Source organism: Arthrobacter sorbitolis (genome assembly GCF_054510995.1).
The window spans coordinates 19,266-38,315 of the sequence record NZ_JBTNDM010000013.1 but is presented as its reverse complement, the minus strand read 5'-3'; the positions used below and the strand labels follow the sequence as shown (position 1 = coordinate 38,315).

17 protein-coding genes are annotated in these 19,050 nt (G+C 70.1%); 4 read left to right on the top strand and 13 right to left on the bottom strand.

What is annotated here, in order from left to right; genetic code table 11:
- Positions 1-59: 59 nt before the first annotated feature.
- The 13 genes from ACX80K_RS15990 to ACX80K_RS15930 form a co-directional block, all read right to left on the bottom strand.
- Complete coding sequence (locus ACX80K_RS15990) at positions 60-839, bottom strand: FtsB family cell division protein (RefSeq protein WP_459272884.1); 780 nt, start codon at positions 837-839, stop codon at positions 60-62.
- A 97-nt stretch (positions 840-936) separates the two neighbouring features.
- Positions 937-2,217, bottom strand: coding sequence for a phosphopyruvate hydratase (gene eno / locus ACX80K_RS15985; RefSeq protein WP_459272883.1), 1,281 nt, complete (start codon positions 2,215-2,217; stop codon positions 937-939).
- Between the two features lie 143 nt (positions 2,218-2,360).
- A complete protein-coding gene (locus ACX80K_RS15980; protein WP_459272882.1) occupies positions 2,361-3,005 on the bottom strand; it encodes a MazG nucleotide pyrophosphohydrolase domain-containing protein in 645 nt (214 codons plus the stop codon).
- A gap of 62 nt (positions 3,006-3,067) precedes the next feature.
- A complete protein-coding gene (locus tag ACX80K_RS15975; protein ID WP_459272881.1) occupies positions 3,068-4,225 on the bottom strand; it encodes an adenosine deaminase in 1,158 nt (385 codons plus the stop codon).
- A gap of 23 nt (positions 4,226-4,248) precedes the next feature.
- Positions 4,249-4,947 (bottom strand): DedA family protein, encoded by a 699-nt coding sequence (locus ACX80K_RS15970; RefSeq protein WP_459272908.1) that lies wholly within the window; start codon positions 4,945-4,947, stop codon positions 4,249-4,251.
- Between the two features lie 277 nt (positions 4,948-5,224).
- A complete protein-coding gene (locus ACX80K_RS15965; RefSeq protein ID WP_459272880.1) occupies positions 5,225-6,511 on the bottom strand; it encodes a thymidine phosphorylase in 1,287 nt (428 codons plus the stop codon).
- Positions 6,512-6,602: 91 nt separating this feature from the next.
- The gene (locus tag ACX80K_RS15960) at positions 6,603-6,998 is read right to left on the bottom strand and encodes a cytidine deaminase (RefSeq protein WP_459272879.1); all 396 of its coding nucleotides are present in this window, start codon (positions 6,996-6,998) and stop codon (positions 6,603-6,605) included.
- An 11-nt stretch (positions 6,999-7,009) separates the two neighbouring features.
- Positions 7,010-8,311, bottom strand: coding sequence for an ABC transporter permease (locus ACX80K_RS15955; protein WP_459272878.1), 1,302 nt, complete (start codon positions 8,309-8,311; stop codon positions 7,010-7,012).
- Complete coding sequence (locus ACX80K_RS15950) at positions 8,308-9,705, bottom strand: ABC transporter permease (protein WP_459272877.1); 1,398 nt, start codon at positions 9,703-9,705, stop codon at positions 8,308-8,310. The genes ACX80K_RS15955 and ACX80K_RS15950 overlap by 4 nt, the downstream gene beginning before the upstream one ends.
- Positions 9,702-11,246: an ABC transporter ATP-binding protein gene (locus tag ACX80K_RS15945; protein WP_459272876.1), complete on the bottom strand. Its 1,545-nt coding sequence runs from the start codon at positions 11,244-11,246 to the stop codon at positions 9,702-9,704. Before ACX80K_RS15945 ends, ACX80K_RS15950 begins: the two co-directional genes overlap by 4 nt.
- A gap of 164 nt (positions 11,247-11,410) precedes the next feature.
- Entirely contained in the window at positions 11,411-12,523 is a 1,113-nt protein-coding gene (locus tag ACX80K_RS15940; RefSeq protein WP_459272875.1) for a BMP family lipoprotein, read from the bottom strand.
- 246 nt (positions 12,524-12,769) lie between these two features.
- Complete coding sequence (locus ACX80K_RS15935; RefSeq protein ID WP_459272874.1) at positions 12,770-13,975, bottom strand: amidohydrolase; 1,206 nt, start codon at positions 13,973-13,975, stop codon at positions 12,770-12,772.
- 93 nt (positions 13,976-14,068) lie between these two features.
- Entirely contained in the window at positions 14,069-15,208 is a 1,140-nt protein-coding gene (locus ACX80K_RS15930) for a mannose-1-phosphate guanylyltransferase (protein ID WP_459272873.1), read from the bottom strand.
- A gap of 212 nt (positions 15,209-15,420) precedes the next feature.
- On the opposite strand from ACX80K_RS15930, the gene sdhC reads away from it, so the two are divergent.
- The 4 genes from sdhC to ACX80K_RS15910 all read left to right on the top strand — a co-directional run bounded on the left by sdhC (position 15,421) and on the right by ACX80K_RS15910 (position 18,970).
- The gene (gene sdhC, locus ACX80K_RS15925; RefSeq protein ID WP_104180158.1) at positions 15,421-15,804 is read left to right on the top strand and encodes a succinate dehydrogenase, cytochrome b556 subunit; all 384 of its coding nucleotides are present in this window, start codon (positions 15,421-15,423) and stop codon (positions 15,802-15,804) included.
- Between the two features lie 5 nt (positions 15,805-15,809).
- Positions 15,810-16,277, top strand: coding sequence for a succinate dehydrogenase hydrophobic membrane anchor subunit (locus tag ACX80K_RS15920; protein WP_459272872.1), 468 nt, complete (start codon positions 15,810-15,812; stop codon positions 16,275-16,277).
- Positions 16,278-16,403: 126 nt separating this feature from the next.
- Positions 16,404-18,182, top strand: a complete 1,779-nt coding sequence (sdhA, locus tag ACX80K_RS15915; protein ID WP_104180160.1) for a succinate dehydrogenase flavoprotein subunit — start codon at positions 16,404-16,406, stop codon at positions 18,180-18,182.
- Positions 18,182-18,970, top strand: coding sequence for a succinate dehydrogenase iron-sulfur subunit (locus ACX80K_RS15910; RefSeq protein WP_459272871.1), 789 nt, complete (start codon positions 18,182-18,184; stop codon positions 18,968-18,970). Before sdhA ends, ACX80K_RS15910 begins: the two co-directional genes overlap by 1 nt.
- Positions 18,971-19,050 lie beyond the last annotated feature (80 nt).

Below are 19,050 nucleotides of genomic sequence, written 5' to 3'. Positions count from 1 at the left end.
CACCTCTCCGGGTGTCCTGGTCACGGCGGGCGCCCTGCCGGCTGCCGGCCGCTGTTCGCTCAATCCGTTGCCGCGCGCACGACCGAGCTCCAGAGGGAGTCGACCCAGGGCAGGTCCGCGGGTTCGGCGGCCGAGCCCTCGCCGGTGCCGTCCTCGATGCCCTCCCCGCCCTTCACCAGGTAGCGGGTCTCCCCCGGCATCACCAGGAAGATGCGCTCGCGTGCCTGCTGCTTGACGAAGGCCGGGTCGTCCCAGCGCGCCAGTTCGGACTGGTAGTCCGCCTGTTCCTGCTGCTGGCGGGCGATGTCCGCGCGCAGCGCGTCGAGCTCGCCCTGCTGCTGCAGGTACCGGCTGACCGACGGCGCGAGGAGCACGATCACCGCCACGAGGACGACGGCGAGGGCCAGCAGCCGCCCGGAGAAGGTCTTCGCCGGGATGGGGGTGGCTTCCTCGGCCGGCTGGATCGGGGACTCGGCGCGTTTCGAGCCGAGCCGTCCCCGGCGGATGCTCCCCGCCAGCTGGGACCGCTCGGCGGCGCGTGCCTCCGACGGGGAGGACGCGGCGGTGGGCCGGGACGCGTCGGGCCGGTGGGTCCCGGCGGTGCGTGGGTCCTTCGTGGCGGAGGGACCGGCGGCCCGCGGTGCGGAGGGCTTCCGCGGGGCTGCCCCGCCGGCGCGGGCCGGGGACGGGGTCGAACCGGACCGCGACGGAGCCGGCGCGTGGCCGGCTCCCCTGCCGTGGTCGGGGGTCGGGCCCTTGGCCGGTCCGGGGGCCGGCCGTTCCTCCGCCGCAGGCGTCGGACGGCCGGCTCGCGGCACGTTAGGGCGGCGGGCAGTCATGGAGCTCCTCGTCAACGCTTTCGCGTGTTGTCGCGTCGGGTCCCTCGCGGGGCCCGTTTAACGAGGGTAGCCGCCCTCCTGATCAACTGCCGATCAACTACGCCGTGAAACGCGGGAAGGCGCTGCGGCCGGCGTAGCGTGCGGCGTCGTCGAGCTCCTCCTCGATGCGCAGCAGCTGGTTGTACTTCGCCACGCGCTCGCTGCGGGCGGGCGCGCCGGTCTTGATCTGGCCGGCGTTGGTGGCCACGCAGATGTCGGCGATGGTGGTGTCCTCGGTCTCGCCGGAGCGGTGCGAGGTGATCGTCGTGTAGCCCGCGCGCTGGGCCATCGAGATGGCGTCGAGCGTCTCGGTCAGGGTGCCGATCTGGTTGACCTTGACGAGCAGCGAGTTCGCCGTCCGGGTCGAGATGCCCTTCGCGAGGCGCGTGGGGTTGGTGACGAACAGGTCGTCGCCCACGATCTGCACCTTGTCGCCGATCGACTCGGTGAGGTGCTTCCAGCCCTCCCAGTCGTCCTCGTCGAGGGGGTCCTCGATGGAGACCAGCGGGTAGTCGCGGACGAGCTCCTCGAAGTAGGCGCTCATCTCCTGCGTGCTGAGGGACCTCCCCTCGAACTGGTAGGCGCCGTCCTTGTAGAACTCGGAGGCGGCGACGTCGAGGGCGAACGCGATGTCCGTCCCGGGCGTGTACCCGGCGCGCTCGACGGCGGTGGTGATGAGGTCCAGCGCGTCGCGGTTGGACGGCAGGTTCGGGGCGAAACCGCCCTCGTCGCCGAGGCCGGTGGCGAGGCCCTTCTCCTTCAGCACGGACTTGAGCTCGTGGTAGACCTCGACGCCCCAGCGGAGGCCCTCGGAGTAGGACTGCGCGCCGAGCGGCACGATCATGAACTCCTGGATGTCGACGTCGGAGTCGGCGTGCGAGCCCCCGTTGAGGATGTTCATGAGGGGGACGGGCAGCACGTGCGCGTTCGGGCCGCCCAGGTAGCGGTAGAGCGGCAGGGCCGAGGACTCGGCGGCTGCGCGGGCGATGGCGAGGGAGACACCGAGCATCGCGTTGGCGCCCAGGTTGGACTTGTTCTCGGTGCCGTCCAGGTCGATCATCGCCTGGTCGATGGCGCGCTGGTCGGCGGCGTCGAACCCGAGCAGGGCCGGCTGGATCTGCTCGATGACGGCCTCGACGGCCTGCAGGACGCCCTTGCCGAGGTAGCGGTCCTTGTCGCCGTCGCGGCGCTCGTTGGCCTCGAACGCACCCGTGGAGGCGCCGGAGGGGACGGCCGCGCGGCCGAAGGTGTCGTCGTCGAGCAGTACCTCGACCTCGACCGTCGGGTTCCCGCGGGAATCGAGGATTTCCCTCGCGTGGATGGCATCGATGATGGCCATGGATTTGCTCCTCTTCGTTGGAGTGTAGGTATTCACATCGTGTTGGGACGTCTTTGTCAGAGCAACGGAGGTGTTGCTCCCAGCCTAGTTCACGCGCGTCCGGGCGTGGGCTGGATCACCGGCCCCGGGGGGCAGGGGACGGTTCAGGGACCGCCCGCGGCGTCGCGCCGGTAGTCCAGCACGGCGCGGCGGAGGGCACGCTCCGGGTCGATCCCCGCCGCGAGGGCGCGCCGGGTCAGGGCCAGCAGGTCGCGGCCGAGCTGCTCCTCGTCCGCAGTCCCGTCCGCAGTCCCGTCCGCAGTCCCGTCCGTCGCCGTGCCGGCGGGCTCCCCCGCCCGCCGGAGGGTCTTCGCCGCGAGGGCGAGCGCGGGCAGGGAGTGCGGGATGCCGTCGAAGGGCGAGGTGCGCGCCGGCCGTTCCTGCTGCTTGACGGCCTGCCAGGTCGCGACGATCTCCTCGACCGTCGCCGGGAAGCTCCCGCGCAGCGCACCGTCGGGAGTGAACACGTGCGGGTTGCGCCGGACGAGCTTCGCCGTCAGCCCGTCCGCCACGTCGGCGAACCCGAACGCCCCCTCCTCGGCCTGGAGCTGCGCATGGAGGACCACCTGGAACAGGACGTCGCCGAGCTCGCCCCGGAGTTCGTCCAGGAGCGCCGGGGACGGGCCCTCCGAGCGGACGACGTCGTCGACGGCCTCGTAGAGCTCGTACGTCTCCTCCACGAGGTACTCGAGCAACGCCGCGGGCTCGAGCGCGGCCGTCCAGGGGCAGTGCCTGCGGAGGAGGTCCACCACCTCGACGAGCCGCTCGACCGCCGCGCCCGAACCCGCGCCGGCGCCCGTCCTGCGGTCGGTCAGGCCGACGCCTGCCGGGCGGCCGCGTCGAAGCTCTCCGCGACGTACTGGGCCAGCGCCTCACGGTCCTCGAGGGGCAGGAACGCGGCGTCGACGGCGTTGAGCGTGAACTCGAGCAGGTCGCCGAGGTCGTACCCGAACGTCTCGACGAGCAGCTCGAACTCGCCCGTCAGGGTCACGCCGCTCATGAGGCGGTTGTCGGTGTTCACGGTGACCTTGAACCCGAGCTGGTAGAGCAGGTCGAAGGGGTGCGCGTCGATGGTGTCGCCGAAGGCCCCGATGGCGCCGGTCTGCAGGTTCGAGGACGGGCACAGCTCGAGCGGGATGCCGCGGTCCCGGACCCAGGACGCGATGCGCCCGAGGTTCGCGATGCCGACCTCCTCACCGTCGGCGGCCTCCTCGTCCTCGGATTCCTCGATCTCGATGTCCTCGGCGATGCGGACGCCGTGGCCGAGGCGCAGCGCGCGCCCTGCGACGAGGGCATCCTGGATGCTCTCGAGGCCTGCCGCCTCGCCCGCGTGGACGGTCACCGGGAACTGCTCACCGGCGAGGTAGGTGAAGGCGTCGGCGAAGCGCGAGGGCAGGAAGCCGTCCTCGGCGCCGGCGATGTCGAAGCCGACGGCGCCCCTGTCGCGGTGGCGGACGGCGAGCTCGGCGATCTCCTGGCCGCGATCGGCGTGGCGCATGGCGGTGACGAGCTGGCCGACCTGGATGACGCGGCCCGTGGCGATGGCCGCGGCGGCGCCCGCCTCGAGGCCCTCCTGGACGGCCTCGACGGCCTCGTCGAGGGTGAGGCCCTGCTGCGTGTGCTGCTCGGGGGCCCAGCGCACCTCCGCGTACACGACGCCGTCGAGCGCGAGGTCCTCGACGAATTCACGGGCCACCCGGATGAGGCCCTCGCGGGTCTGCATGACGGCGATGGTGTGGTCGAAGGTCTCCAGGTACCGCTCGAGCGAGCCCGAGTCCGCCGATTCCCGGAACCATGCGCCGAGGGACGCGGCGTCGGACGCCGGCAGCTCGTGCCCGATCCCGGCGGCGAGTTCGAGGATGGTGGCCGGCCGGAGCCCGCCGTCCAGGTGGTCGTGGAGGGAGATCTTCGGGAGGGTCAGGATGTCGATGGCGGCGTCGGGGACGGCGTCGTTCTGGGTCTGGGTCACGGTGCCAGCCTACGCGATCGGCCTCACGGCGGGCTCGTCTCGCGGGCCGGTTCCGGCTCGCCCCGGGACTCCGCGAGGGAGCGGTCGAGGGAGGCGTCGAGGGAGGCGTCGGGGGTCGCCCGGAGCGGGGTGGAGCCCCGGACGAGGGCGATCCCACGGTCCACGAGGAGACCGAGGAGGACGGCGAGGGTGACGGCCACCGCGACGCCGAGCAGGTGGTTGTGCTGGAACCAGGTCCCGGCGAGGGCACCGATACCCACCGAGTACGCCGCCCAGACGACCCCGGAGAGCGCGGTGAGGGCGACGAAGCGCCGCTGCGAGTAGCCCGTGGCGCCGGCGGTGAGGTTCACGGCGACGCGGCCGATCGGGATGAAGCGCGCCACGAGGATCAGCGAGGCGGCGCGCTTGGCGAGTTCGGTGCCCGCCCAGGCGAAGGAGCGCTGCATCCGGGGACGGCGCATCCAGCGGAACCGCGTGGTGCCGATGCCCCGGCCGAGGAGGTAGGCGATGTTGTCGCCCAGGAACGCGCCGAGCGCCGCGACGAGGACGAGCAGCCACGGGTTGGGCACGCCCTGCGTGAGGATGAGGGACGCGAGCCCGACGACGACGGACTCGCTGGGGAACGGCGGGAAGAAGCCGTCCACGATGCAGCAGACGAGGACCAGCAGGTACACCCAGGGCTGCTCGGCGGCAGCGAGCACGACATCGCTGATGCCGTTCAGTGCACTGGTGATCGCGTCCATGCCGGGCTCCTCCGTCGCGCCCGCGCGACGGCCCACCGGGTGCGTGGTGGCTGTCAGCACGGGATCTGACGCCGGATGCCGCTGGTCCGGTCGGACCGCGATGCGCTGCCGTGCGTCTGTCTACGACGCTACCGGCGCGAACCATCGTAGGTCGTCGGCCTTCCGGGCGACAGGGGCGGCGGCCGGTCTCACCCCGAAGGATGAGGCCGGCCGCCGATCCCCTAGGGGGGAACCCCGGGTTCCGGGCGGAGCCCGCCTAGGCGATGCGGTCGATGATGAGCTGCTGCGCGGGGCGGGACCCCTCGGGCGCGATCACGACGGCGTCGGCGAGGGCCTCCCGGGCGCGGTCGAACTTGTCGGGGGTGTCGGTCAGGAGCGTCAGGAGCGGCTCGCCCGCCCGCACCAGCGCGCCCGGCTTGGCGTGCAGGCGCACGCCGGCTCCGGCCTGCACCCGGTCCTCCTTGCGGGCACGGCCCGCACCGAGGCGCCAGGCGGCCACACCCACCGAGAGCGCGTCGAGGCCCACGAGGACGCCGTCAGCGGGGGCGAGAATGACCTCGGACTCCTTGGCGACCGGCAGGTCCGCCCGGGGGTCGCCGCCCTGCGCCTCGATCATCCTGTTCCAGACGTCCATCGCGCGTCCGTCCTTCAGCGCGGCCCCCGGGTCGGCATCGTGCACGCCCGCGCAGGCGAGCATCTCCTCGGCCAGACGCACCGTGAGCTCGACGACGTCGGACGGGCCGCCGCCGGCGAGGACCTCGACCGACTCCTCCACCTCGATGGCATTGCCGGCGGTCAGGCCGAGCGGGGTGCTCATGTCGGTCAGGAGCGCCACGGTGTTCACCCCGGCGTCCTTGCCGAGGGCCACCATGGTCTCGGCGAGCTCACGGGCCTGGGCGACGTCCTTCATGAAGGCGCCGCTGCCCACCTTGACGTCCAGGACCAGGGAGCCGGTGCCCTCGGCGATCTTCTTGCTCATGATCGAGGACGCGATGAGCGGGATGGCCTCGACGGTGCCGGTGACGTCGCGGAGGGCGTAGAGCTTCTTGTCCGCGGGCGCGAGGCCCGTGCCGGCCGCGCAGATGACGGCGCCGACGTCGGCGAGCTGGCGCAGCATGTCCTCGTTGCTGAGGTGCGCCCGCCACCCGGGGATGGACTCGAGCTTGTCGAGGGTGCCGCCGGTGTGGCCGAGGCCGCGGCCGGAGAGCTGGGGCACGGCGACACCGAAGACGGCGACGAGCGGCGCCAGCGGCAGGGTGATCTTGTCCCCCACGCCGCCGGTCGAGTGCTTGTCGCTCGTGGGGCGGCCGAGCGAGGAGAAGTCCATGCGCTCGCCCGAGGCGATCATGGCGGCGGTCCACCGGGAGATCTCCGCGCGGTCCATGCCGTTGAGCAGGATCGCCATGTTGAGGGCGGCCATCTGCTCGTCGGCGATGACGCCGCGCGTGTAGGCGTCGATGGTCCAGTCGATCTGCTCGGGGGTGAGCGTGCCGCGGTCGCGCTTGGTCCGGATGATGTCGACGGCGTCGAAGGCTTCGGTCATGGGGGATCCTCGGGGTTGTTCGGATGATGGTCGCGCTCCCGGCGGGGGCTTGGGAGCGGCAGGGGCGCGGCCTGGCCGGCCGCGCCCGGGGTCAGGCGAGGTGCTGCGGCCCGAAGGCGTCCGGCAGGACCTCGTCCATGGTGCGGATGCCGCTGACGGTCAGGAGCACCATGTCGGGTGCCCGGAACTCGTACAGCAGCTGGCGGCAGCGCCCGCACGGCATGAGCGTGTTGCCGTCGCCGTCCACGCAGCTGAAGGCCCGGATACGGCCGCCGCCGCTCATGGCGAGCGCGCTGACGAGGGCGCACTCGGCGCACAACGTCAGCCCGTAGGAGGCGTTCTCCACGTTGCAGCCGGAGATGATCCGGCCGTCGTCGAGCAGTGCCGCCGCGCCCACGGGGAACTTCGAGTACGGGACGTAGGCGTGCCGCATGGCCTCGGTGGCCGTGGCGGTGAGGCGCTCCCAGGGGATCTCCGTGTCGGTCATGTCGGGTTCTCCTAGCCCTTGATGTAGGGGATGCCGCTGGCTCCCGGCGCCCTCGAGCGGCCCACGAGGCCGGCGACGGCGAAGACCGTCACCACGTAGGGCAGCATGCGCAGGAACTGGTCCGGCACCGGGGTGCCGAGCAGGCTCAGGACGTTGGACAGGTTGGTCGCGAAGCCGAAGAGCAGGGCGGCGAAGAACGCGCCGATCGGGTTCCAGCGGCCGAAGATGAGCGCGGCGAGGGCGATGTAGCCCTGGCCCGCCGTCATGTCGCGGCCGAAGCCGGAGACGGCGACGAGCGTGAAGAAGGATCCTCCGACACCCGCCACGACACCGGCGAGCAGCACGTTCAGGAAACGCATCCGGTTGACGTTGACCCCGAGGGTGTCGGCGGCTTTGGGGTGTTCACCGACCGCGCGGGTGCGCAGGCCCCAGCGCGAGTGATACAGCGCCACGTAGACGACGGCGACCGCGATGTACATGAGGTAGCCGACGATGGTCTGCTGGAAGAGGATCGGGCCGATCACGGGGATGTCCGCGAGCAGCGGGATGTCGATCACGGGCAGGCGCGGGGGCGAGTTCCACCGCTCCGAGTCCTCGCTGAGGACGGCGGAGAACAGGAACCCGGTGAGCCCGGAGACGAGCACGTTCAGCACGACGCCGACGATCACCTGGTTCACGACGTACCGGATGCTGAAGACGGCCAGGACCAGCGACACGAGGACGCCGGCGACGGCCGCGGCGAGGAGGCCGACGAACGCGCTGCCGGAGAGCGACGCGGCGACGGCGGCCGCGAAGGCACCGAACAGCAGCTGGCCCTCGATGGCGATGTTGACGACGCCGGACCGCTCGCAGAGGACGCCGGAGAGCGAGCCGAAGATCAGCGGCACCGCGAGGGTCACCGACCCCGCCAGGAGCCCGTACAGGGCGACGTTCGGCGTGCGGGCGCTGCCCACGACCCAGGTCAGGAAGGCGACGAGGAACAGCACGGCGAAGACGGCCAGCACCCAGGTGGGGATCTTCCGTCCTGACCGCGTGCGGAGGATCGCGAGGACCGCGAGGGCGAGCATCGCGAGGGCCGCGATCCACCCGATCACGGGCGCGGACACGACGATCGAGGGCAGGACGATCGGGTCGTTCTCCTCCGACAGCCGGAACGTGACGTCGTTGCCCGGCGCGCCGAGGGCGAAAACCAGGAGGGCGAACAGCGCGACGACGGAGAGGATGATCGGGTTCTTCCAGCTGCGCACGCCGGCGTCACCGGTGCCGCGGGCGGGATTGCTGCTCTGGTCGCGAGCTGTGGTTGCTGTGCTCATGCTGCTGCTCCGGTCGAGGCTGGCGTGCGGGTCGTGGAGCCGCCCTTGCCGGCGCGCGGGGCGCCGGGTGCGGGGAGGCGGAACAGCGCGCGCACGAGGGGCGGCGCTGCGATGAAGAGGACGATGAGCGACTGCACCACGAGGACGATGTCGATGCTCGTCCCGGTGGAGGCCTGCATCGCGACTCCCCCGGCGCGGAACGCACCGAAGAGGATGCCCGCGGCGAAGGTGCCCCACGGCGACGAGCGGCCGAGAAGCGCGACGGTGATCGCGTCGAAGCCGAAGCTCGCGGCGACACCCGAGGTCAGGACCTTCTCCGTGCCCGACACCTGCGCCACGCCGGCGAGCCCGGCGAGGGCTCCGGCGATGGCCATGGCGAGGATGTAGCCCTTGCTGACGTTGACGCCTGCGGTGCGGGCGGCGCTCGCGTTGGCGCCGACGGCCCGCAGCTCGAAGCCGACGGTCGAGCGGTTCAGGAGCCACCACACGAAGACGGTGGCCAGCACGGCGACGACGAAGCCCCAGTGCAGGCGGAAGGCCGGGCCCAGCAGCGGCGGGTACAGCGCCGTCGCGTCGAGCTGGGGACTGATGGGGTTCGTGGATCCCGGCCGCTGGAACGCGGGGGTGCTGAGGAAGTAGAGCACCAGGTTCGTCGCGATGTAGTTGAACATGATGGTGAGGATGACCTCATGGGCGCCGGTGCGGGCCTTGAGGAGTCCCACGAGCCCGGCCCAGACGGCGCCGCCGACCATGCCCGCGAGGATCACGAGCAGCAGGTGGATGCCGGCCGGCAGGTGCAGGGTGAAGCCGATCCAGCCGGCGAACGTGGCGCCGATCAGGATCTGCCCCTGCGCGCCGATGTTGAAGAGTCCGGCCCGGAAGGCCAGGGCCACGCCGAGACCCGCGCAGATCAGCGGCGTCGCGACGGTCAGGGTCTGGGTCAGCGGGTAGACGACCCGGGTGAAGGTCTCCCCCTCGAGGTTGAGCACCGAGCCCTGGAACAGCGCCAGGTAGGCGCCGGACGCCGCGGTCCACGCCGCGGCCAGGGTGTCCTGGGGGCGGCTGAAGAAGTACGTGGACGCGCGTGCCACGTTCTGGTCCGTCACGGCGATGAGCAGGCCGCCGAGGATCAGGGAGAGCACCACGGACAGGAACGCGACGAGCGCGTTCCCCGTCATGATGCGCTGCAGGAGGGTCGAGTCCGGGGCGGGGCCGGTACCGAGGGCCGCGGCGGTCCCGGGCACGACCGGCGGCGGCAGCTCCCCTCCGGCGGTCTCGGCGGCGTTCTCGAGGCGCACCTCCTCCTGGCGGGCGGCGTCCTTCGCTTCCCGGCGTGTGTACGGTGCGCCGTCGCCGGTCGCCGGGGCTACCAGCCTGTCGTCCTGCGGGGTCACAGGTTTCCTCCTTGAACGTGGTGTGCCTGGGCCAGCGCCTCGTCGGCGGGCATGCCGGCCATCATGAGGCCGAGGACGTCGCGCGAGACCGCGCCGGGGACGATGCCCATGAGGCGGCCCCGGTACAGCACCGCGATGCGGTCCGCGAGCTCCAGGACCTCGTCGAGCTCCGTGGAGACGATGATGACCGGCGTGCCGCCGTCGCGCTCCGCGACGATGCGGCGGTGCAGGAACTCGATGGATCCGACGTCGACGCCGCGGGTGGGCTGCGAGGCGATGAACAGTTTGAGTGGCCGCGAGAACTCGCGGGCCATGACGACCTTCTGCTGGTTGCCGCCGGACAGGGTGCCCGCGGCGGCCGACGCCGACTGCGTGCGGACGTCGTACTCGGCGATCTTCTCGTTCGCGTTCTGCTCGATGGCCGACGGCGACATGGACAGGCCCTTCGCGAAGGGGGCGTCGTCGTACCGGTTGAGGATGAGGTTCTCGGCCACGGAGAACGTGCCCACGAGCCCCTCGACGCTGCGGTCCTCGGGGACGAACCCGACGCCGGCGCGGATGATGTCCTTGACGCTGCGGCCGACGAGTTCGTTCCCGCCGAGCGTGATGGATCCCGTGACGTGGTCCTGCAGGCCCATGATCGCCTCGGTGAGCTCGGTCTGGCCGTTGCCCTGCACGCCGGCGACCGCGAGGATCTCACCCTCCGCGACATCGAAGCTGAGGCCGTCGACGACGCGCTGGCCGTTGGCGGCCTGGACCGTGAGGTCGCGGACCCGGAAGGTCACCTCGCCCGGGGTGGCGGGCTCCTTGTCGAGCGTCAGGCTGACGGACCGCCCGACCATGAGGGACGCGAGCTCCGTGGTGGGGGCGCTCGGGTCGGCCGTCCCGACCACCTTGCCGCGGCGGACCACGGTGATGACGTCGGACACGGCCTTGACCTCGCGCAGCTTGTGCGAGATGAAGACGATCGACTTCCCGTCCGCCTTCAGCTGCGCCATGATGCCGAGCAGCTCGTCGGTCTCCTTGGGCGTCAGGACGGCGGTCGGTTCGTCGAGGATCAGCACCTCGGCGTCGCGGACGAGGGCCTTGATGATCTCGACGCGCTGCTGCACGCCGACCGGGAGGTCCTCGACCACGGCATCGGGATCGACGTCGAACCCGTACTGGTCGGAGATCTGCCGGATGCGCGTGCGTGTCTCCTGCAGGTTGAGCATGCCGCCGGCCTTCGTGGCCTCGTTGCCGAGCGCGACGTTCTCCGCGACGGTGAAGACCGGCACGAGCATGAAGTGCTGGTGCACCATGCCGATGCCGGCGGCCATGGCGTCACCGGGGCCCTTGAAGGTGACGGGCCTGTCGTCGACGCGGATCTCCCCCTCGGTGGGGTCGTAGAGACCGTAGAGCACATTCATGAGGGTGGACTTGCCGGCCCCGTTCTCGCCGAGCAGGCTGTGCACCTGTCCGGGTTCCACGACGAGGTCGATGGAGTCGTTGGCCACGAGCGATCCGAAGCGCTTCGTGATGCCGATCAGTTCGAGTTTCACAACTCAACCAGCCTGTTCTGTTGTGGTGTCTTCATGGCGGGGGCGTGCGGAAGCCATCGGAAAGGATACCGGGTGCGGCTCCGCGGCACGCGGGACCAACGCAGACCGCCTTCCTCCCTGCGGGGATCCGCAGGGAGGAAGGCGGCGTGGATGCGGTGCTGGTGCTACTGGGGGCTGGCGGCCGAGTCGACCGTGATGTCGCCCGAGATGATCTGTTCCTTCAGCTCGTCGAGCTTGGTCTGCAGATCGGCGGGGACGTTGGCCTCCTGGTCGTGGAACGGCGCGAGCGCCACTCCGCCGTTCTCCAGCGTGCCCACGTACGGGGTGTTGTCGAAGTTGCCCTCGACGTCGGTGCTGATGACGTCCTCGACGGCGTCGCCCATGAGCTTCATGACCGAGGTGAGGATGAACTCCTCGCCCTTGCCCGCGGTCTCGTAGCCGTCGGAGTCGACCCAGATCGCCTTGACGTCCTTGCCCGCACCGTTCGCCTCGATGACGGCGTCGAGCGTGCCCGAGCCGACCGGACCCGCGACCGGCATGATGATGTCGGCGCCCTCGTTGATGAAGTTCTGGGTGTTGGTCTTGCCGGCGGCCGCGTCCTCGAAGTTGCCGACGAAGGTGCCGTTCTGGCTCTCCTTGTCCCAGCCGAGGAGCTGCACGTCGCCGCCCGTCTCCTCGTTGAAGTAGTCGACGCCCTCGGCGAAGCCGTCCATGAAGATGGTCACCGTGGGGATGTTGATGCCGCCGTAGGTGGCCACCTTGCCGGACTCGCTCGTCGCGGCCGCCGCGTACCCGGCCAGGAAGGCCGCCTGCGCCGTGTCGTAGATGATCGGCTTGACGTTCGGCAGGTCGATCGAGTTGTCGTCGACGATCGCGAAGTTCGAGTCGACGTTGGCCTCCGCCGCGGCCTTCGTGGTGTCGGCGAGCAGGAAGCCCACGGTGACCGTGAGGTTGCAGCCGGCCTGGACCATCTGGTCGACGTTCGGGCCGAAGTCGGTCTCGGCCTGCGACTCGGCCTGGTTGATCTTGATGCCCAGGTCGGTCTCCGCCTTCTTCAGTCCCTCGTAGCTGGACTGGTTGAAGGAGCGGTCGTCGAATCCGCCGGAGTCGGAGACGATGCAGCCGAGGTAGTCGGTGTTCGCCTCGGCGCTGGCGCCGCCGCCGGACGACTCCTCGGCCGGCGGCGTACCGCAGCCGGAGAGGACGAGGGCCGATACGCCGAGAACGGCGGCGGACAGGCCGGTTCCGCGCGAAAACTTGCGCAGTGAGTTCTTCAAAATGCCTCCAGGAGAGAAATGCGCCACGGGACGAGTACCAGTGAGTGACCATCCCGGGTCTCATGCGATCCGGGGCTCTGTTATCACTGGAAGACCGTGGCGCCGCGACACCGTCGGTGCAGCACGTATGCGAACATCCTAAGGGCCAAGTGACGGAGAGCACTACACGGGCGGGCCGGCGCCGGGGATCGTTCGGGTTTCGTTATGCACGGCGCGCCCGGCCCCCGAAGGAAGGGGGCCGGGACCTCAGACGTCCTCGCCGAACACGACCTGGAGCGCGGCCGCGGCCATCACGCGGATGCCGCAGCCGATGGCCCGCTCGTCGGGTGCGTAGTCGCCCCGGTGCAGGTCGAACGTCTCGCCGCCCGGTGTCCTCGTCCCGAGCCGCATCATGGCGCCGGGGACCTCCTGCGTCATCCACGCGAAGTCCTCGCCGCCCATCGACTGCGGCGTCAGGACGACGGCGTGGGAGCCGAGTTCGGCGCGTGCCGCGGCCTCCAGGATCCCGGTCTCGAGCTCCTGGTTCACCACCGGCGGCACCCCGCGGATGTGCTCGAGCTTCACGTCCACGCCGAACGGGGCCGCCACCTCGCGCACGGCCCGGTCGAGCATCTCGCCCGCCGAGTGCCAGGCCTCGCCCTCGAGGCAGCGGAGGGTGCCGGACATGAAGCCGTGGGCCGGGATGGCGTTGGGTGCGGAGCCCGCGTGGATCTGCCCCCAGACCACGGACACCGCGCTGCGGACGTCGATCCGCCGCGACAGGACGGCGGGCACGTTCACGGCGATGGAGGCGAGCGCGAAGACGAGGTCCTCGGTCAGGTGGGGGCGGGACGTGTGGCCGCCCCTGCCGCTGAGCTCCACCCGGATGGTGTCGGACGCGGACGTGATGGCCCCGATCCGCGTGCCCACCAGGCCGACGTCGATCCTCGGGTCGCAGTGCAGCGCCAGGATGCGCGGGACGCCGATGAGGACCCCCTGGGCGATCACGTCCAGCGCGCCGCCGGGCATCAGCTCCTCCGCGGGCTGGAAGATGATCCTCACGGTGCCGGGCAGCGCGGCCTCCGCGTCGAGGTCGGCGAGGACGAGGGCGACGCCGAGCATGACGGTGGTGTGGATGTCGTGCCCGCAGGCGTGCGTGACCCCCGTGGACGCGGACTCGAAGTCGAGGCCCGTCTCCTCGATGATCGGCAGGGCGTCGATGTCCGCGCGCAGCGCCAGGCGGATCGGCCCCCGGCCGACGTCGACGAACGCGCCGGTGCCCTCGAGGCGCTGGGGTTCGAGCCCCGCCTGCTCGAGCCGGGCGACGAGGACGTCCGTGGTGCGGTGCTCCTTGTAGGACAGTTCCGGGTGGCGGTGCAGATCGCGGCGGACCTGGACGAGCTCGTCGAGGAGCTGCCCGAGGGAGGCTCCTACCCGGGAGGTCGGCGGACTCTGCGTGATGAACGTTTCCACTCCCTCAGCCTACCGACCGGCGGGCGGGCGGCCCCACCCGGGTTCCGGGTCGCGTCGGAGTTCGACAGATCGCCCTCCTGCAGGGCCCCCGCCCTACAGGACGTCGGTGTCGCCGCTGGCGCGCAGCCGCTCGACGGCCTTCTTGACCTCCTGGGCGTGCTCCTTCGTGGTGACGAGCAGCGCGTCGGGGGTGTCCACGATGACGACGTCGTCGATCCCGATCAGCGCGATCACGCGCTTGGTGTCGGACACCACGATGCCGGAGGCGTTCTCGGAGAAGACGCGCGCGCCCTCCCCCATCACGGTGAGCTCGCTGTTCTCGTCCGCGGGATTCAGCCGGCCGATCGCGGCGAAGTCGCCGACGTCGTCCCAGTTGAACTCGCCGGGGATCATGGCGACGTCGCCCGCGGCGGCGGCGGGCTCGGCGACGGCGTAGTCGATGGCGATCTTCGGGAGGGTCGGCCAGACGCGGCGGGCCACCTCGACGCGCTGCGGCGTGTCCCACGCCTCGGCGATCTCCATCAGGCCGGCATAGAGGGTGGGCTCGTTGGCGGACAGGTGCTTGAGCATCAAATCCACCGGCGCCACGAACATGCCCGCGTTCCACGAGTAGTTGCCGCTCTCGATGTACCCGTCGGCGACCTCCTGCGAAGGCTTCTCGACGAACTCGATGACGGCGCGGGCGCTCGGCGCACCCGCGGCCGCGAGCGGCTCCCCGGCACGGATGTAGCCGAACCCGGTGGAGGCGTGGGTCGGCTTGATGCCGATCGTGACGATGTACCCCCGGGCCGCCGTGTGGATGGCCTCGCGGACGGCGTCCTGGAAGACCTCCACCGGCGCGATGACCTGGTCCGCGGCGAACGATCCCATGATGATGCCCGGGTCCCGCTGGTGGAGGATCGCGGCGGCCAGCCCGATCGCGGCGCCGGAATCCTTCGGCTCCGACTCGAGGACGAGGTTCATGTCCTCGATCTCGGGCAGCTGCGCGAGGACGGCCCCCCGGTGCACGATCCCGGTGACCACCATGATGCGGCCGTCGCACAGGGGGCGGAGGCGGTCGTAGGTGGCGCGGATCAGGGTGCTTCCGGAACCGGTGAGGTCATGCAGGAACTTCGGCGCGGCGGCCCGGGAGAGGGGCCACAGGCGCGTGCCGGTGCCTCCCGCGGGAATGACGCCGTGGAAGCGGTCCAGCGCGTTGTCAGGGGTCTGGGCAGCGGCCCTCTCGGTATTCATCGCTTCCACGGTAACCGACATGCACCGGCGGGCCCGGCCGTGTGGCGCCGCAGGTTCCGCCCCGGTGTTAACAAGGTCACAGGTGAGGGACACCTAAATTGAACCGGGACTGTCACCGGCCTAGATTATTCTTATCTGAAGAGTGCTGTCGCACCGGCGTAATCCCTGCGTATATCGCGCTAACGCCCATGCGATGCAGGGAGGTAATTTCAATGCCGAAGACACTGACACCAGCAGGCACCCTCTACCGTGGCCGGGAAGGCCAATGGTCCTGGGTGGCCCACCGCATCACCGGGGTCGTGATTTTCTTCTTCCTCCTCGTGCACGTGCTGGACACGTCGCTCGTCCGCGTGTCGCCCGAAGCGTATGACGCGGTCATCGCCTCCTACAAGAACCCGATCATGGGCCTCGGGGAACTGGGTCTCGTCGCGGCCATCGTGTTCCACGCCTTCAACGGCATCCGGCTCATCCTCGTGGACTTCTGGAAGCAGGGCCCCAAGTACCACCGCCAGATGCTCTGGGGCGTCGTCGGCCTCTGGGCCCTCGTCATGATCGCCTTCTCGATCCGCCATCTCACGCACGTCTTCGGAGGTTAGTACCCATGGCTACCCCAATCATCGAAAGCCCCCGCTCCGGACGCGTCGCACCCGGGTACTCGCGGACCACCCCGTCGCGCAGCAACTTCGAGATGATCGCGTGGCTGTTCATGCGGATCTCGGGCGCCATCCTCGTCGTGCTGATCTTCGTCCACCTGTACGTGAACCTCGTGGCCGGTGACGGCATCAGCGGCATCGACTTCGGCTTCGTGGCCGGCAAGTGGGCCAGCCCCTTCTGGCAGATCTGGGATCTGACGATGCTGTGGCTGGCCATGCTGCACGGCACCAACGGCATCCGCGTCATCATCAACGACTACGCGGACAAGAACAGCACGCGGATGTGGCTCAAGGGGGTCCTCTACACGTCGACCGTCGTGATCGTCGTCCTCGGCACCCTGGTGATCTTCACCTTCGATCCCTGCCCCGTGATCGACGGCGTGGCCCACGTCGCGGACTACTGCCCGACGCCGTAGCGCCGGCGCAGTAGCACCCACTCCGCAGCATCCGCTCGGTAGTACCTGCCGGTCCCCGGCAGCCCCCGCAGGGCGGGCCCGCCATCGTGCCCGCCCCGCCCGGTTCCAACAGAAAGAGCGACCAGCATGCAGGTCCACAAGTACGACGTCGTCATCGTCGGCGCCGGTGGCGCAGGGATGCGCGCAGCCATCGAGTCGGGGCAGCGAGCCCGCACGGCCGTCCTGACGAAGCTCTACCCCACCCGCTCCCACACGGGTGCCGCGCAGGGCGGCATGTGCGCGGCCCTCGCCAACGTCGAAGAGGACAACTGGGAGTGGCACACCTTCGACACCGTCAAGGGCGGCGACTACCTCGTCGACCAGGACGCGGCCGAGGTCATGGCCAAGGAGGCCATCGAGGCGGTCCTCGACCTCGAGAAGATGGGACTGCCCTTCAACCGCACCCCCGAGGGTCGCATCGACCAGCGCCGCTTCGGCGGCCACACCCGCGACCACGGCAAGGCACCCGTCCGCAGGTCCTGCTACGCCGCGGACCGCACCGGGCACATGATCCTGCAGACGCTGTACCAGAACTGCGTCAAGCACAACGTCGAGTTCTACAACGAGTACTACGTGCTGGACCTGCTCATGGTCGACCAGGAGGTGACGGTCGACGGCGTGACCCGCATCGAGAAGCGCGTGGCGGGCGTCGTCTCCTACGACCTGGCGTCGGGAGAGCTGCACATCTTCCAGGCGAAGTCGATCGTCTTCGCCTCCGGCGGCGTCGGCAAGGTCTACAAGACCACCTCGAACGCCCACACCCTGACCGGCGACGGCATGGGCATCGCGTTCCGCCGCGGCATCCCCCTCGAGGACATGGAGTTCTTCCAGTTCCATCCGACCGGCCTCGCCGGGCTCGGGATCCTCCTGTCCGAGGCGGCCCGCGGTGAGGGTGCGATCCTCCGCAACTCGGAGGGAGAGCGCTTCATGGAGCGCTACGCCCCCACCATCAAGGACCTCGCCCCCCGCGACATCGTCGCGCGGTCCATGGCCAACGAGGTGCGCGAGGGCCGTGGCGCCGGCCCGAACAAGGACTACGTCCTCCTGGACCTCACCCACCTGGAGCCCGCGCACATCGACGCGAAGCTCCCCGACATCACCGAGTTCGCCCGCACCTACCTCGGTGTGGAGCCCTACACGGAACCGGTCCCGGTCTTCCCCACGGCGCACTACGCCATGGGCGGTATCCCGACCAACATCAAGGCCGAGGTACTGGCGGACAACGACACGGTGGTCCCCGGGCTGTACGCGGCCGGCGAGGTCGCCTGCGTGTCCGTCCACGGGTCCAACCGGCTCGGGACGAACTCGCTGCTCGACATCAACGTGTTCGGCAAGCGTGCCGGCATCGCGGCCGCCGAGTACGCCCTCACCGCCGATTTCGTGGAGATCCCCGAGAACCCGACGGTCGAGACCGAGGAACTCCTCAACCGGGCACGCAGCTCCGAGGGCGGGGAGCGCGTCGCGCTGATCCGCAAGGAACTGCAGGACATCATGGACGCCAATGTCCAGGTGTTCCGTACCGAGGAGACCCTGCTCGAGGCGCTCCGCGTCATCGATACGCTGGAGGAGCGCTACACGCGCATCACCGTGCAGGACAAGGGCAAGCGGTTCAACCTGGACCTGCTCGAAGCCGTGGAGCTCGGGTTCCTCCTCGACATGGCGAAGGTCATGACCGCGGCGGCGCTGCATCGGAAGGAATCCCGCGGCGGACACTTCCGCGAGGACTATCCTGAACGTGACGACGAGAACTTCATGACCCATTCCATGGCCTACAAGGACCCGAGCGCCACGGCAACCAGTGGCGTCCGCCTTGAGACCAAACCGGTGATCTTCACCCGATACCAGCCCATGGAGCGAAAGTACTGATGAGCACCGAAACGATGGAAAAGGAGCCGGCCTCCAAGGTCGAGCTCGCGCCCGGCGTCGGCGGTGGCGGAGAGATCCCCACGTTCGACATCACCCTCAAGGTGCGCCGCTACGACCCGGAGGTCTCGGACGAGGCGCACTGGGACGAATGGCAGCTGACCATGTACGGCACGGACCGCGTGCTGGACGCCCTGCACAAGGTCAAGTGGGAGCACGACGGCTCGGTGTCGTTCCGGCGCTCCTGCGCGCACGGCGTGTGCGGCTCGGACGCGATGCGGATCAACGGCCGCAACCGGCTCGCCTGCAAGACCCTGCTGAAGGACCTCGACACGTCCAAGCCCATCCTCGTGGAGCCCATCAAGGGCCTGCCGGTGGAGAAGGACCTGATCGTCGACATGGAGCCGTTCTTCCAGTCCTACCGGGAGATCATGCCGTTCCTGGTCAGCAAGGGCCACGAGCCCGCGAAGGAGCGCCTGCAGTCCGCCGAGGAGCGCGACCGCTACGACGACACCACCAAGTGCATCCTCTGCGCGGCGTGCACATCCTCGTGCCCCGTGTTCTGGACCGACGGGCAGTACTTCGGCCCGGCGGCGATCGTGAACGCGCACCGCTTCATCTTCGACTCGCGGGACGACGCCGGGGACATGCGCCTCGAGATCCTGAACGACAAGGAAGGTGTCTGGCGCTGCCGGACCACCTTCAACTGCTCGGAGGCCTGCCCCCGCGGCATCCAGGTCACGAAGGCCATCTCCGAGGTCAAGCAGGCGATCCTGACCCGCAAGATCTGACCGGCACGACGAACTGCCGCCGGTGCTACCGGCGCGAGAAGGGCGGCCCGCCATTCCGGGGGCCGCCCTTCTCCGCGCCC